This is a genomic window from Gabonibacter chumensis (genome assembly GCF_024741215.1).
GTDB classification, from domain to species: domain Bacteria; phylum Bacteroidota; class Bacteroidia; order Bacteroidales; family Marinifilaceae; genus Gabonibacter; species Gabonibacter massiliensis.
Genome location: NZ_JANSKB010000008.1, coordinates 26861 through 41142 on the forward strand (window position 1 = coordinate 26861; position 14282 = coordinate 41142).

12 protein-coding genes are annotated in these 14282 nt (G+C 42.3%); 7 read left to right on the top strand and 5 right to left on the bottom strand.

Going from position 1 to position 14282, the window contains the following annotated elements; all coding sequences use genetic code 11:
* Nucleotide 1: 1 nt before the first annotated feature.
* Nucleotides 2-1384, bottom strand: coding sequence for a TolC family protein (locus tag NVS78_RS13460; protein WP_286359625.1), 1383 nt, complete (start codon nucleotides 1382-1384; stop codon nucleotides 2-4).
* 244 nt (nucleotides 1385-1628) lie between these two features.
* On the opposite strand from NVS78_RS13460, the gene NVS78_RS13465 reads away from it, so the two are divergent.
* From NVS78_RS13465 to NVS78_RS13475, 3 genes are read left to right on the top strand one after another with little or no spacing between them, the layout of a single operon-like run.
* Nucleotides 1629-2324 (top strand): ABC transporter ATP-binding protein, encoded by a 696-nt coding sequence (locus NVS78_RS13465; protein ID WP_286359626.1) that lies wholly within the window; start codon nucleotides 1629-1631, stop codon nucleotides 2322-2324.
* Nucleotides 2325-2348: 24 nt separating this feature from the next.
* Complete coding sequence (locus NVS78_RS13470) at nucleotides 2349-3713, top strand: sigma-54-dependent transcriptional regulator (protein ID WP_286359627.1); 1365 nt, start codon at nucleotides 2349-2351, stop codon at nucleotides 3711-3713.
* 4 nt (nucleotides 3714-3717) lie between these two features.
* Nucleotides 3718-5046 (top strand): sensor histidine kinase, encoded by a 1329-nt coding sequence (locus tag NVS78_RS13475; protein WP_286359628.1) that lies wholly within the window; start codon nucleotides 3718-3720, stop codon nucleotides 5044-5046.
* Nucleotides 5047-5170: 124 nt separating this feature from the next.
* Here the strand turns inward: NVS78_RS13475 and NVS78_RS13480 are convergent, their stop codons facing one another.
* The 3 genes from NVS78_RS13480 to NVS78_RS13490 form a co-directional block, all read right to left on the bottom strand.
* Nucleotides 5171-6388: a mechanosensitive ion channel family protein gene (locus tag NVS78_RS13480; RefSeq protein ID WP_286359629.1), complete on the bottom strand. Its 1218-nt coding sequence runs from the start codon at nucleotides 6386-6388 to the stop codon at nucleotides 5171-5173.
* A gap of 145 nt (nucleotides 6389-6533) precedes the next feature.
* Nucleotides 6534-8405: an ABC-F family ATP-binding cassette domain-containing protein gene (locus tag NVS78_RS13485; protein WP_286359630.1), complete on the bottom strand. Its 1872-nt coding sequence runs from the start codon at nucleotides 8403-8405 to the stop codon at nucleotides 6534-6536.
* Between the two features lie 54 nt (nucleotides 8406-8459).
* The gene (locus NVS78_RS13490; protein WP_286359631.1) at nucleotides 8460-9173 is read right to left on the bottom strand and encodes a DNA alkylation repair protein; all 714 of its coding nucleotides are present in this window, start codon (nucleotides 9171-9173) and stop codon (nucleotides 8460-8462) included.
* 142 nt (nucleotides 9174-9315) lie between these two features.
* On the opposite strand from NVS78_RS13490, the gene NVS78_RS13495 reads away from it, so the two are divergent.
* From NVS78_RS13495 to NVS78_RS13510, 4 genes are all read left to right on the top strand, one after another.
* The gene (locus NVS78_RS13495; protein ID WP_041504581.1) at nucleotides 9316-10086 is read left to right on the top strand and encodes a ParA family protein; all 771 of its coding nucleotides are present in this window, start codon (nucleotides 9316-9318) and stop codon (nucleotides 10084-10086) included.
* Nucleotides 10087-10148: 62 nt separating this feature from the next.
* The gene (locus tag NVS78_RS13500; RefSeq protein ID WP_286359632.1) at nucleotides 10149-11045 is read left to right on the top strand and encodes a ParB/RepB/Spo0J family partition protein; all 897 of its coding nucleotides are present in this window, start codon (nucleotides 10149-10151) and stop codon (nucleotides 11043-11045) included.
* A gap of 9 nt (nucleotides 11046-11054) precedes the next feature.
* The gene (locus NVS78_RS13505; protein WP_052634894.1) at nucleotides 11055-11768 is read left to right on the top strand and encodes a DUF5683 domain-containing protein; all 714 of its coding nucleotides are present in this window, start codon (nucleotides 11055-11057) and stop codon (nucleotides 11766-11768) included.
* Between the two features lie 4 nt (nucleotides 11769-11772).
* On the top strand, nucleotides 11773-13338 hold the full coding sequence (locus NVS78_RS13510) for a lytic transglycosylase domain-containing protein (RefSeq protein WP_286359633.1): 1566 nt from the start codon (nucleotides 11773-11775) through the stop codon (nucleotides 13336-13338).
* A gap of 77 nt (nucleotides 13339-13415) precedes the next feature.
* Here NVS78_RS13510 and NVS78_RS13515 read toward each other — a convergent pair whose 3' ends face one another.
* On the bottom strand, nucleotides 13416-14204 hold the full coding sequence (locus tag NVS78_RS13515) for a C40 family peptidase (protein ID WP_286359634.1): 789 nt from the start codon (nucleotides 14202-14204) through the stop codon (nucleotides 13416-13418).
* Between the last annotated feature and the right edge of the window lie 78 nt (nucleotides 14205-14282).

A 14282-nucleotide genomic window follows, 5' to 3' on the forward strand; every position in this document is an offset into this window, starting at 1 on the left:
ATTATTTGTAATTGCGAAAATTAAAATTATCGGGAGAAGTCACTTTTGTTTGTAATGGAATTCCCCGGTAGAAATCGATCATCTTTTTTTGCATGATATAATTGAATTTGCTTTTCTGTACTTCCGATCTGGCTTCTAATTGGTTATTGGAGGTGTTATTGAGGTCTATGATCGTGATCAGACCTTGTTCGTATCGTTTTTGGGCGGCACTTTGCGAAAGGGTTGAGAACTTTTCCCGTTGGAGGGATATCTGATAACGACTGGCACAAGAACTTAATTCCTGTAATGCTTTTTGGATCTCGTTGTACAATTCTCTTTGGGTTTGAAGAAATTGAATTTCCGTAGCCGTTAACGAATTCTTCGCTCTTCTTAGTCCGGAGCGTTTGCTTAAGCCGGAATAGAACGGAATGCTCATACTGATGCTAAAACCTTTTCCGATTCTGTTTCGGTCGAAGATCTGATTCCAGAAAGATTCACTGACATGATCCGAATAACTTCCGAAAGAGATACTTCCTCCCATGCTTATGGAGGGATAAAGACTGGCCCGTGCCGTCATCAGATTTAATTGAGCCGTACGGACAGAGTATTTGGCCATAGAGATTTCCGGAAGTTCTTCCATGGCTTTGCGATAAATGTCATCGATTTCGAAATGGTGTTGTTCAAGGGAAAAATTTTCAAATGAAAGGATATCTATCATAAACTCCTCCTCTTCTTCGTAATTCATCAGGTATTTCAGGTTAACCAGTGCATTTTGAAGATTATTCTGGGAAGATTCCAGCAAGAACTCCATGGAAGCTTGTTGTGCCTGCATCTCGTAAAGATCGCTTTTCGGTTTTTTACCCAAATCGCATTCCCGTTCTATTTTTTTCAATCGCATTCGGTAGTTTTCAACTTGTTCTTCCGTGATATGTACTTCTTCCTGCATATAGAGGTAGTTGAAAAAGGCGTGCATGATTTGTATCGCAATTTGATTGGCTTGGTTCTCCGTCTCTTTTAATCCCATCAAACGACCTATTTTAGCCATTTTGATCCGGTTTATGCCGCTGAATCCTGCAAAAACCGTTATTCCGGTTCCGAATCCGAAACCGCCGAACGACATGTAACGGGTATTCACGTAGGTATTGGTTTCGGGATCGATACCCTTTCCGAAGCTATAACTTAATCCCGGAGATATGCCACTTACGGAGGGGAGCAGGTTTAAAACGGCATCCCTTACTTCCAGACGATTGTTATCGTTTTGTAATCTTTTTTGTTGCATGCTCAGGCTGTGTTCAACGCCGTAATCGATACATTCTTGAAGCGTCCATCCTGAAGTTTGGGCTTCGATCCTGTAAGTTTTTAGCAGGAAACAAAGGAATAATAAGAGGTATAATTTCAAAGTCATCTTTTTTTTGTTTTATTTTGTCCTCCCTGATGCTAAACTTATGCCATAGATATAACGTATTTATAATCAGAAGTATATATTTGCCTGGGAGATGTCGTCTTGTAAAAAAATAGGACAGTGTTGTCTATTTTTTTTACACTCGGGAGGATCGCTCGTAGGTTAATGTGTTGATAATAAGAGATATGTTTGTTTTGGCATGCTTATGGTAATCTTTCGAATATGTTTTATTCGTAAGTAAATGTATATGATAAAGATTGAGAATTTAAGTAAGATTTTTCGTACCGAGGAGGTAGAGACGACCGCTTTAAATAAAGTTTCTCTTCATGTGAAAGAGGGAGAATTTGTTGCCATCATGGGTCCTTCCGGATGCGGTAAATCAACGTTATTGAATATTATCGGTTTGTTGGATAATCCTACGGAGGGAAATTATTATTTTAACGGCCAGGAGGTGGGACATTTTAAGGAGAAAGATAGAACCAAGGTACGTAAAGGAAATATCGGTTTTGTATTTCAAAGTTTTAACCTGATCGATGAATTGAATGTTTATGAAAATGTAGAACTGCCTTTGATCTATTTGAAAAAGAAAAGTTCGGAGAAAAAAGAGCTGGTAACGACTATTTTAAAGCGAATGAATATCAGCCATAGAGCCAAACATTTTCCTCAGCAGTTGTCGGGAGGACAACAACAGCGGGTGGCTATTGCCCGTGCCGTGGTTGCCGATCCGAAGTTGATTCTGGCCGATGAGCCTACCGGTAATCTGGATTCCAAAAACGGAGCGGAGGTTATGAATCTGCTAACCGAATTGAACCGGGAAGGAACGACTATTATTATGGTGACCCACTCCCAGCACGATGCATCCTACGCTCATCGGGTGGTAAACCTTTTCGACGGTCAGGTCGTCACCGAAACGGCAAATAGAATGGTAAATACGGAAGTGTAATGTGATGTAAAACTATGGATAGATATGACCAAGCAGGGAACGATATTAGTTGTAGATGATAATAAAGGAGTTTTGACGGCGATCGAGATGCTATTGGCGGGGGTGTTCCGAAAAGTAATTCCTACTGGTAACCCTAACCGGATTCTTTCTATATTAGAGAGTGAAAATGTGGATGTCGTTTTATTGGATATGAATTTTGCTGCCGGAATAAATAGCGGAAACGAAGGCTTGTATTGGTTGACGGAGATTAAAAGACGACTTCCGGATTTGCCGGTGGTCTTATTCACCGCTTATGCGGATATTGAGTTGGCCGTGAAAGCGGTGAAAGAAGGCGCTACTGATTTTGTGGTCAAGCCTTGGGATAACGCCAAGTTGGTGGCGACGTTATTGGCTGCTTATCGATTGAACCAAACCCGGCAGGAGGTGAAACAACTTCGGGAGAAGGAAGGGGTATTGAAACGTCAGTTGGACGGAGGCCAAGAGAGAGTATGGGGAGACTCTCCGGTCATGCGGCGGGTACACGATCTGATCGTGAAGGTTGCGGCCACGGATGCCAATGTATTGATTACCGGAGAGAATGGAACGGGTAAGGAGATGATTGCCAAGGAACTGCATGCTTTGTCGAATAGAAAAGAGGAGGTTATGATATCCGTGGATATGGGAGCCGTCACGGAAACCTTGTTTGAAAGCGAGTTGTTTGGTCACGTAAAAGGTGCCTTTACGGATGCCCGCGAGGATCGTTCCGGTAAATTCGAGGCGGCGCATAAAGGGACGTTGTTTTTAGATGAAATCGGTAATCTCTCCTATGCCTTGCAATCGAAATTATTGGCGGCCATACAGGGCAGAAAGATCACCCGGGTAGGTTCCAATAAATCGATAGATGTCGATATCCGGTTGATTTGTGCCACAAATAGTAATTTACAGGAGATGGTGGAAAAAGGATTGTTTCGGGAGGATCTTTTATACCGGATCAACACGATTCATATTGAGGTTCCTCCTTTGCGGGAACGGGGGGAGGATATCCTTTTATTGTCCGATTTCTTTTTGCGGAAATACGGGGCCAAATACGGTAAACGGGGATTGTATCTGCTGGAAGAAACCAAAGCTCGTTTGTTGAATTATGCTTGGCCCGGAAACGTGAGAGAGTTACAACACGCTATCGAAAAAGCGGTGATTATGTGTGATGAGGAGGGATTACGTCCGGAAGATTTTTTGTTTAAACCTACGACGGATCAGCTCGAGAACACAATTTCTACTTTGGAGGAGATGGAGAGAGAGATGATTCGCCGGGCGATCGAACGCAACGACGGTAACTTATCGACGGTAGCTGTACAGTTAGGGATTACCCGGCAGACATTATACAATAAGATAAAAAAATTTAACTTGTAACGGTATGTCCCGGTATTACTCTTTTCGTCTGTTTTTTTATTTGCTGATAGCGTTGATTTCCAGCATCGGGACGTATATTTTAATATCGGAAAAGAGTTATGTCGGGGCAACATTTGTAACCGGATTGATGGTATTTTGTGTCGTTTCGATATTTAATTCAATAAACCATGTTAATCGTAAGTTGACTTATTTTTTCGGTTCTCTGGAGAACGATGATTTTACCATTCATTTCCCGGAGAGAGAGGGCTTGCCTTCGGAGCGTATGTTGAATGTCATGTTGAACCGGATGAAGGATATTTTGCAAAATACCCGGTTGGAGGTACAACAACGTGAAAAGTTTTATGAGTTGATTATTAACAGTGTCAGTTCCGGGATCGTGGTGATGGATAAAGAGGGGTTTGTTACCGATTGTAATCGAGTGGCCTTAAAATTGATCGGTTTGGAGGTGTTTACTCATATCGATCAATTGCATAAGGTCTCTTGGGATTTGCAGGAACTTTTCCGAAATATTCAACCGGGAGAGAGCCGGAGAGTAGCATATACTACGGAACGGGGGAGGATTCAGTTGTTGGTTCGTTCAAGTCGGATCGTATTGCGTGATAAACCGATCATGCTATTGGTTATAAATGATATAGAGAACGAGTTGGATGAGAAGGAGATCGATTCCTGGATCCGTTTGATCCGGGTACTTTCTCATGAAATCATGAACTCCATCGCACCGGTGACCTCCTTGAGCGATACCTTGTTATCGTTGTATCGGGAAGGAGAGATGCCGGACGAGGAGTTAAAACGTAATACCATGAACGGTTTGCAAGTGATTGGGGAGACCGGGAAAGGACTGATCTCTTTCGTGGAATCCTATCGTAAATTTACGCGGATCCCGAAACCGGAAAAAGAGTTGGTCGATTTGAACGAATTTATCCATCGCATGGTTATTTTATGTAGTATGGAGATTAATTTTTCAGCCGTAAGGCTGGAGGTTACGATCCAACCCGAAGGTTTGAGAATGTATGCGGATCCGAATCTGTTGGGACAGGTGGTGTTAAACTTGCTGAAGAATGCCTTTTATGCTTTGCGGGAGCGCTCCGACGGGCATATCCTCGTGTCGGCGGGAGGAGGAGAAGAGGGAAGCACGTGGATTAAGATTAGGGATAACGGACCGGGAATAAAACCAGAGGTCATGGATGAAATCTTTGTCCCTTTTTTCACGACGAAAGCGGAAGGCTCCGGTATCGGTTTAAGTGTCGCCCGGCAAATCATGCGGGTTCACGGTGGAAATATAAAGGTTAATTCCATATACGGTAGAGAAACGACTTTTACCCTTACGCTTTAAATAATTTTATCCGTTTCACGTATCGGCCGCGGAATTTTCCCCGTCCGATATCCGGTGTCGATTGTTCTCGATAAAGCCTATCGGTATCTCTCTGTTTATGTTTATTTCCGGAAAAGATTCTAAGTTAGTTTGTCGGGTAGTCTAATTTACCGGGATACTGAAATACTTTCAGGTTGAACAGCGGAAGTATGGCAAACAGGTGGTCGAAAAGATCCGATTGCACCCGTTCGTATTCTACCCATCTCTGTTTGGCGGAAAAGCAGTAAATCTCGAGGGGAACTCCCGTCGGACCCGGTTGAAGTTGTCGTACCATATGCGTCATTTCTATGTTGATGTCCGGGTTGGCATTGATCCATGACTCCATATATTCCCGAAACGTGCCGATATTGGTCAGGCGTCTTTCGTCCAGAAGATTATGTCGGTTAGCATTGTGAACGGCAAGTTCGGCCTCTTTTTTCTCTATGTAGGATTTCAGTAATTGGGATTGTTTCAGGGAGTCTAGCTCTTCTTTGCTCAAATAATGGATAGAGTAAATATCGATGTTCACGGAACGTTTGATTCTTCGTCCTTTGGATTCCTCCATGCCTCTCCAATTCGTAAAGGATTCCGAAACTAATTTATAAGTCGGGATGGTGGATATGGTTTTGTCCCAGTTCTGTACTTTTACCGTGGTCAGGTTGATCTCCAGGACTTCGCCGTCCGTGTTATGACTGGGCATAACGATCCAGTCTCCAATGCGAACCATCCGGTTGGCAATTAACTGAACGCCGGCCACGAATCCGAGGATGGAATCTTTGAAGATCAGCATCAGTACGGCGGCAAAGGCGCTTAATCCCACGAGTAAAGCTTGTGGTGATTTATTTAGTAATATGCTGATAATAATGATGGTGGCCATGCTGTAGAAGAATATTTTGATGACCTGAATAAAGACTTTGATCGGACGGTTTCGAGCCATGGGATAACTTTCGTATATGCGATTGATCCCATCCATGATGGAGGATAATACCAATAAAATGGAGATGACAACCCACACGTTTATCAGACGGTTTATGATATCGGCATATTCCCATCCGATTTGAGTGGAAATCAACTGAATGACAACCGGAACGATTAATAATGCCAAGCGATTGAAAAAGTGTTGGTCCAGTAATAGGTCATCCCATTGAGTTGCCGTGCGATGTACGATCTTCAGGATGATTTTAGCCAGCCATTTTTTGGAGATAATGTAGACGAACCATCCAATTAATCCCATAATAAAGGCTTGGATAAGAAATTGTATTAGCTTCGTGATGCTTTCCGAGTAGATACCGAAATGTTGTAAAATCGTTGGGATGTATTCCATGACCTATTTCAATTAACATGAGTTTTTGTTGCACAACGGACAAATGTAATATTTTTTTTCTAAAAATATTAAAATGGAATTTTTGCACAACGACTCCTTGTGAAATAGAGATGATGTCGGAAGTCCCTTGATGGGGAAAGTCGTACTAATTGGGTATTTCACTGAGTTCCAACCAGCGCATCTCTTTTTCGTCCAATAGGTTTATAATCTCCGAAACGCGTTGAGAGAATTTGATCAGTTCATCTGTGGTTAGTTTTCCGGTATTTAATGCTGTTTCCAATTCTGCTTTTTCTGCATTCAGTTGGTCCATAGTGACTTCCAGTTGTTCCATCTCTTTCTTTTCGCTAAACGTGAGTTTACGTTTTTTCTCTTTTTCCCGATCGACGGTTTTTGCGTTAGGAACGCTCTTTTTCGCTTCTTGTTTTTGGAGCAGTTCTTCCTCCTCTTTTTTATTTTTGTATTGGGTGTAATTGCCGGGAAAATCTTTAACTATGCCGTTGCCTTCGAATGCAAATACCCGGTCGACTACTTTGTCGGTGAAAAAACGATCGTGAGAAACAATGATCAGGCATCCTTGAAAGGCTTTCAGGTATTCTTCCAAAACGTTTAAAGTTACGATATCCAAATCGTTTGTAGGTTCGTCGAGTATGAGGAAATTCGGATTTCCCATCAATACGGTTAGCAGGTAGAGACGACGTTTTTCTCCTCCACTTAATTTGTAGACCGGAGAGTATTGTAGTTTATCGGAAAATAGAAAATATTCCAGAAACTGGGAGGCCGACATGATTCGGCCATTACCCAAATCTATTTTTTCAGAGATGTTTTTGACGATATCGATCGGACGATCGTTTTCTTTGAAGGTGATTCCGGATTGTTTGTAATAGCCATAGACGACGGTTTCTCCGATTTCAATTTGCCCGGAGTCCGGTTTAGTCGTTTGCGTGATGATATTTAAAAATGTCGACTTGCCGATGCCGTTTTTTCCGATAATTCCGATTTTTTCTCCTCGAATGAATTTGTAAGAGAAATCTTTTAGAATGCAAAGATCCCCGTAGCTTTTGTCGACATGTTCCAATTCCAGGATTTTTTTACCCAACCGTTTTCCTCGAATATCGAGTTCCAGTTGTTGTTGTTCGGTATGTTGATCGGCGACCTCTTTCAGCTTGTAAAAATTATCTATTCGGTATTGTGCTTTATGGCTTCGGGCTTGCGGCATCCTGCGCATCCATTCCTGCTCCGTTCGAAGCAAGTTTTTAGCTTTATCGATGGAGGCGTTTCGGGCATCGATACGTTCTTCTCTTTTTTCAAGATAATAGGAGTAATTACCGTTGTACGCGTAAAGGCCGAAATCGTCGATTTCTATAATCAGGTCGCATACTCGATCCAGAAAGTAACGATCGTGGGTGACCATTAACAGGGTTACTTTCGATTTTTCCAGGTAACTCTCCAACCATTCGGTCATCTCCACGTCTAAATGATTGGTAGGCTCGTCTAAGATTAGGAAATCGGGATTGCTGATCAGTACCTTCGCTAAGCCGACTCGTTTTTTCTGTCCGCCGGAGAGCTCTTTGATACGTTGATTATACTTGTTTATCTTAAGTTCGGAAAGTATTTGTTTTACCTGTGTCTCGTAATCCCATGCCGCCAACGCATCCATTTGCGGGATTAATTTCTCTATGGCTTCAGAATCGTTATTGGTTACCGCTTCTTCGTAATTTCTTATCACTTTTAATAAAGGAGAGTCCGAATTGAAGACCTCCTCGAACACGTTGTTCTCGGGTTTCAGCTGAGGATCTTGTTCTAAATAACCGACCGTAATATCGTTGCGGAAGATAATCGTGCCGGCATCTGCGATCTCTTTCCCGGCAATGATTTTTAGCATAGTGGATTTACCCGTGCCGTTTTTAGCGATTAAAGCAACTTTTTGGTTTTTGCCGATGCCAAAAGAGAGGTTTTCGAATAGAAGTTGTTCGCCGAAACGTTTGCTTAAATTATTGACTTGTAAAAAACTAATCATGAGTAAATTCGAGTTTAAGATATAACGAGTTATATAAAAAGAGTCAAATAAGTTTTAATTTTCCCGCTTTAAAAAAGCTTTCCGGTTCTCCTCCGGGTAGTGTTCGATCGCGTAACGCAGCATGGTTCTCGGCATTTGCCGGTACCTCGGCGTGAGGTAATCGGTAAGGATTTGCCGGTCCTTTTTACCGACCTCTCTCAAAAGCCAGCCTACAGCCTTGTGGATCAGGTCGTGGGAGTGAAATTGCAGAATATCCGCGATCTCTAAGCACTCTTCGAATTTTCCTCTTTTCACGAAATACATACAAGAGACGATAGCGATACGTTGTTTCCACAGATGACCGGTTCGGGCCCATTCATAGAGTAATGTTTTCTCTTTGTCTTCGAGCCAGCGTCCCAGTAATTTATAGCAGCTTAAATCGACCAAATCCCAGTTGTTCAGGTGATCGACATGTTGAATATAGAAATCGACATACTCTTTTCTTTTCTGTTGATCTTTCTCTTTTTCAAAACGATGGACCAGAATCAAAACGGCTGTCATCCTGTATTCGTGAATAGGCGAGAGTAACAATTCGTGTACTACGGGCAGGGGGATATGCTGGTATATTTTTACGATGTCTCGGATTTGCGGTATCGGGATTCCTATAAAAAGATCTCCTTCCCCGTATTCTCCTTTACCGGTTTTAAAAAAACGGGCAAGATCGCGGGCTTTTAGTGTATTTTTTTGTCTATTAAGTGCTTCTGTTATCTCTTTTAAGGAATCTTTCATGATAAAGCGATTTTTTTTTATAGGTTGTAAAGGTAATGATTGTTAATAAAAAAGTTCGGGTTGTTATTAAAAAATCCGTTAAAAATCGGTAGTGTATTTATTTTAATTGTATTTTTACCACATAATCGAAAATTATAGTCTTATGTCAAAAATAATAGCTATAGCGAATCAAAAGGGGGGGGTAGGAAAGACGACGACTTCTGTGAACTTGGCGGCGAGTTTGGCTGTTTTGGAGCAAAAGGTTTTGTTGGTGGATGCTGATCCGCAGGGAAACGCGACGACGGCCGTGGGATATGATTTAAAAGAGTTGAAAGCTACTATCTACGAATGTTTGGTGGAGGGGATAGAGCCTGAAAAAGCTATTCTAAATACGGAAATTGAGAATTTATATATATTGCCTTCTAACATCGACCTGGTCGGAGCCGAATTGGAGATGTTGAATTTTCAAGATAAAGAGAGTGTTATGGGGAGGGTATTGGCCGGTGTTCGGGAGAAGTACGATTACATACTGATCGATTGTTCGCCTTCACTGGGGTTGTTGACCGTAAACTCGTTGGCCGCTGCCGACTCGGTGATTATTCCCGTGCAATGTGAGTATTTGGCTTTGGAAGGATTGGGAAAGTTGTTGAATACGATAAAGATCATTCAAAAGCGTTTGAATACCTCCTTGGAGATCGAGGGGTTTGTGTTAACCATGTACGATGCTCGTTTGAGGTTGTCTAATCAGGTGGCTTCCGAGGTAAAAAAACATTTCGAAGATATGGTTTTCGATACGATGATCCAGCGAAACACGAAGCTGGCGGAAGCTCCCAGTTACGGACAGCCGGTCGTACTGTACGATGCCGAATGTCGAGGGACGGTGAATTACCTGAGTTTGGCAAACGAATTGTTGGAGAAGAATAGAAGAGCTTAGCCGAAAAAGAATTCATGTGAAGTGTTAAATTGTTTGGACGTGTAATCATAAATAATAAGCTGATGGCAAAAAAAAATGCATTAGGAAAAGGGTTAGGGGCTTTGCTTCGAGATGCGGCGGAAGAGATTAAGCCGAGGAGTGGAAGCGGGTCGTCTATGCAAGAGGAGTTAAAATTAAGTGATATCCGTCCTAATCCGCATCAACCGAGGACCTCTTTTGATGAGGAAGCATTAAATGAATTGGCAGCTTCTATAAAATCTATCGGGATTGTTCAACCGATTACCGTGCGAGAGATCGGTGACGGGAAGTACGAGATTATCGCCGGAGAGCGTCGTTACCGGGCATCCAAGATTGCCGGACTGGAGACCATTCCGGCTTATATTCGGAAAGCGGAGGAAGATACGGTATTGGAATTGGCTTTGATTGAAAATATACAGCGGGAGGATTTGAACGCCATCGAAATAGCGATCAGTTATCAACGCTTGCTGGAAGAGTGTCGTCTGACCCAAGATGCTTTGAGCGAACGGGTCGGCAAGAAGAGAACGACCATATCCAATTATTTGCGCCTGTTGAAATTGCCTGCTCCGATACAATTGGCGATTAAAGAGAGAAAGATTAGTATGGGGCATGCCCGGGCTATTGTGAATATAGAGGATCCCGATACCCAATATATGGTGTTCGAACAGATTATGAAATATGATTTTTCTGTCAGAAAGGTCGAGGAGATAGTCCGGGAGCTGATGAATCCCAAAAAAGAAGAAGAGGTCGATAAAAAAGAGTCGAAGGTAAAAACAATCGATGATTATAACGAATTGCAAAGTCATCTTTCTCGTTATTTCGAGACGAAGGTTGATTTGAAGAGAAACGAGAAAGGAAAAGGAAAAATTGTCATATCTTTTAAGTCGGATGGTGAGTTGGAACGCATTGTCGGTTTACTGGATAAACTGAGTGCGAAATAAGTTTATATCGTGAAGGCTGTTTTACAAAAAATATTTTTAATCGCGTGTGGGATTTTACTTCTTCTGGGTACGGATGCCCGGGGAGAGAGCGTATACCTGTTAACACAGGTAACCGATACTATTATCAGTGAGGATTCCGTACGTGTCGGAGGTGAGGAGGCATTTGTTTATAAGAAGAAAATGAAAAATTTAAAGCCTCATTCCCCGCATAAGGCGACGATTATGGCGATGGTTCTGCCGGGATCGGCTCAAATTTACAACGGACAATGGTGGAAGGTGCCCATTTTATACGGGGGTATCGGGGCGACGGTCTACGGACTCTCCTGGAATTCAAAATATTTCCGAAAGTATAAGACGGCTTTTTTGGATTACACGAATTATTTAGATAGAAAAAGCGAGGATCCCGAAACACCTTACCCTACAGATAATACCTGGGATAAATTGATGATTGCCGGAAATTCGGCGGCGGATTTTACTCCTTCTCAACAACAACGATTGAAAGATCAGTTGAAAAATAAGAAAGATTACTATAAACGAAATCGAGATTTGCTGTACATCGTTTCGGGAGCTATCTATATCATTCAGATTATCGATGCTACGGTTTTTGCTCATTTCTATGATTATGAAATCAATGACGATTTATCTATGTCGATTCGTCCTACTACCGGTTTTTCGCCTGTAACCGGGGGAAATGTCGGAATATCATTAACATTTAATTTTTAAAAGCATGCGCTGGGTGTTTTTGTGGTTATGTATCTTATCGTGTGGTGTTCTTACCGTGAAGGGACACGATAGGGATTCCGTGAAGATTCAAACGGAAGCTCCTAAAATAATAAATCCTCCTTTGGTTTTACTTACAGATTCCATTCCGGGAACTTTTGTCCGGAGATTAGACGAATTATACCAGAAGTGGTATGTGAGTAAACCGGAATTGGGAGATACCTTGAACATGTTGGAGCAAAAGGAGGCTTTTTCTTCTTTGCCCGATTCCATTTACCTCAGTCGATTAGACTCCATGAATTCGGCTATACGGGTTTCGTTTAATGAAATAGTAAAGAACTATATCGAGTTATACACGCTAAAACGCCGGGCTCAGGTAGGTGCTATGTTGGGATTAAGCGAATATTATTTCCCTATTTTTGAAGAGATTCTGGACCGGGAAGGCTTACCGCTCGAGTTGAAATACCTTCCGGTCATAGAAAGTGCACTGAACCCCAGGGCGTTCTCTCGTGCCGGTGCTTGCGGGTTATGGCAATTCATGCATGGGACGGGAAAGATGTATCGTTTGGAGATAAACTCTTTCGTGGACGAACGGAGAGACCCGGTAAAATCTACGGAAGCGGCAGTCAGTTTCCTGAAGGATCTGTATAGTGTTTACAAAGATTGGGTTTTGGTTATTGCGGCTTATAATTGCGGTCCCGGAAACGTGAATAAGGCTATTCGTCGTTCCGGGGCGAAGAAGAATTATTGGGATATTTATTATCGTCTGCCTCGGGAGACCAGGGGATACGTACCGGCATTTATAGCGGCGATGTACGTGTTTAACTATCATAAAGCGCATCAGATTTATCCTGTCGCTAACGAGTTGCCCGTGATGTGCGACAGCATTATGATAAACGAAGGATTGCATTTTGAACAGATTTCCAAACTTTTGGATATTTCGATCGAGCAGTTGCGGGATTTGAATCCTCAATATAGACGGGATGTTATCCCTGCAGGATTCGGAAAATCTTACGCTTTAAGAATGCCTTATAACTACGTCGGAGAGTTTATCGATAAACAGGATACAATATTTGCTTATAATCGCTCTTATTATTTCGATGATAGCGACCGGACGGCTAACCCGAGAGATCGGATTAAACACTATGCCTATGCTCCTCCCAGTAATAAAGCGAAATTGATTTATGTGGTGAAGAACGGAGATGTGCTGGGGGGGATAGCCAATACTTTTCATGTACGTTTGGCGGATTTGAAGTATTGGAACAATATGAGCAGAAATTTAATCCGGGTAGGTCAGAAATTGGTCGTCTATGTGCCTAAGGATAAGGTGAAGACTTACCAGAACAAGGCTGATGCGAAATACGCTGGAATGGCTTCCAACGCGGAGGTGGAGACGGAGCCCTTGATTGAAGGAGAATATGAAATCTACGTGATGAAGAAGGGAGATAACCTGTGGAATATAGCCAAGAAATATCCGGGGATCACGAATAAGGATATCATGAGGTGGAACGGGCTTACCGATAAAAACGTGAAAAATTTAAAACCCGGTCATAAGTTGAAGATAAAAATCTAATAATCGTCAATCTTTTTAATCACTGAATCATTAAATCGTCGAATCGCTTAATCCCTCAATTTTTTGGTTTGCAATTGTCAATTAATGTAACGTTTGATCAGCTTTAACGCGTGGGTGTAGCGTTTGGTTTCTTCGTTAAAAATACCATGGTGATCGATCTTGTCGACCCGTACCCGGCCGGAAGCATGGATTATGCGTCCCGGTTCCCATAAGATTCCCACGTGGGTAATGGCTCCTGCCTCGTCGCCGAAAAAGGCCAAATCCCCCGGTAAGGATTCTTCGATAAAAGAGAGAGTTTGTCCTTTCACTACCTGCTGTTCCGCCTTTCGGGGTAAATTCATGCCGATCATTCGGTAGACGATCTGAGACAATCCGGCACAATCGATTCCGTACGGAGTACGCCCTCCCCATAGGTAGGGGGTATTGTAGTACATCAATGCGTATTGGATAAGTAGATCCCTCAAGTTGTCAATGCCTATCTCTTTCAATGTACCGATCAACGTGTATTCGTCTTCTCCCAATTTCATTTTCTTCGAGTAGGCGTCGTAGAATGGCAATACGCTGCCCGCTACGATTAATTTATTGCCCCAATCCCCTTCTTTTAGTACCAAGTTGAATACTTCTTCCATAATCAATTGATCGGATGAACGATAAGACTCGACGTAGGATGAGCTTATCTCCTTATGCATTTTCCGGTCGATCCAACCTTCACAATCATCATGCAATAATCGTATATGCAGCCAGTTATCCTCCTTTTCCAAAACCTCGTAGACCTCCCCGAATAAAATCTGGGAGGTCATTTCGCTTCGTTCCGATTTTTCCCGCCTCACGGGTACTATACTCAAATCAGCTATACCAAACTCCATCGTGATAAAATTGAGAATCTGAAAAATGAACTTTTATTCCAGTTCGTTTTTAATTATCGCAAAAATAGAGAAAGTTTC

Bases quoted from the DNA above. Each gene is read 5' to 3' on its own strand.
- NVS78_RS13460 (WP_286359625.1), bottom strand. From the start codon at position 1,384: ATGACTTTGAAATTATACCTCTTATTATTCCTTTGTTTCCTGCTAAAA.
- NVS78_RS13465 (WP_286359626.1), top strand. From the start codon at position 1,629: ATGATAAAGATTGAGAATTTAAGTAAGATTTTTCGTACCGAGGAGGTA.
- NVS78_RS13470 (WP_286359627.1), top strand. From the start codon at position 2,349: ATGACCAAGCAGGGAACGATATTAGTTGTAGATGATAATAAAGGAGTT.
- NVS78_RS13475 (WP_286359628.1), top strand. From the start codon at position 3,718: ATGTCCCGGTATTACTCTTTTCGTCTGTTTTTTTATTTGCTGATAGCG.
- NVS78_RS13480 (WP_286359629.1), bottom strand. From the start codon at position 6,388: ATGGAATACATCCCAACGATTTTACAACATTTCGGTATCTACTCGGAA.
- NVS78_RS13485 (WP_286359630.1), bottom strand. From the start codon at position 8,405: ATGATTAGTTTTTTACAAGTCAATAATTTAAGCAAACGTTTCGGCGAA.
- NVS78_RS13490 (WP_286359631.1), bottom strand. From the start codon at position 9,173: ATGAAAGATTCCTTAAAAGAGATAACAGAAGCACTTAATAGACAAAAA.
- NVS78_RS13495 (WP_041504581.1), top strand. From the start codon at position 9,316: ATGTCAAAAATAATAGCTATAGCGAATCAAAAGGGGGGGGTAGGAAAG.
- NVS78_RS13500 (WP_286359632.1), top strand. From the start codon at position 10,149: ATGGCAAAAAAAAATGCATTAGGAAAAGGGTTAGGGGCTTTGCTTCGA.
- NVS78_RS13510 (WP_286359633.1), top strand. From the start codon at position 11,773: ATGCGCTGGGTGTTTTTGTGGTTATGTATCTTATCGTGTGGTGTTCTT.
- NVS78_RS13515 (WP_286359634.1), bottom strand. From the start codon at position 14,204: ATGGAGTTTGGTATAGCTGATTTGAGTATAGTACCCGTGAGGCGGGAA.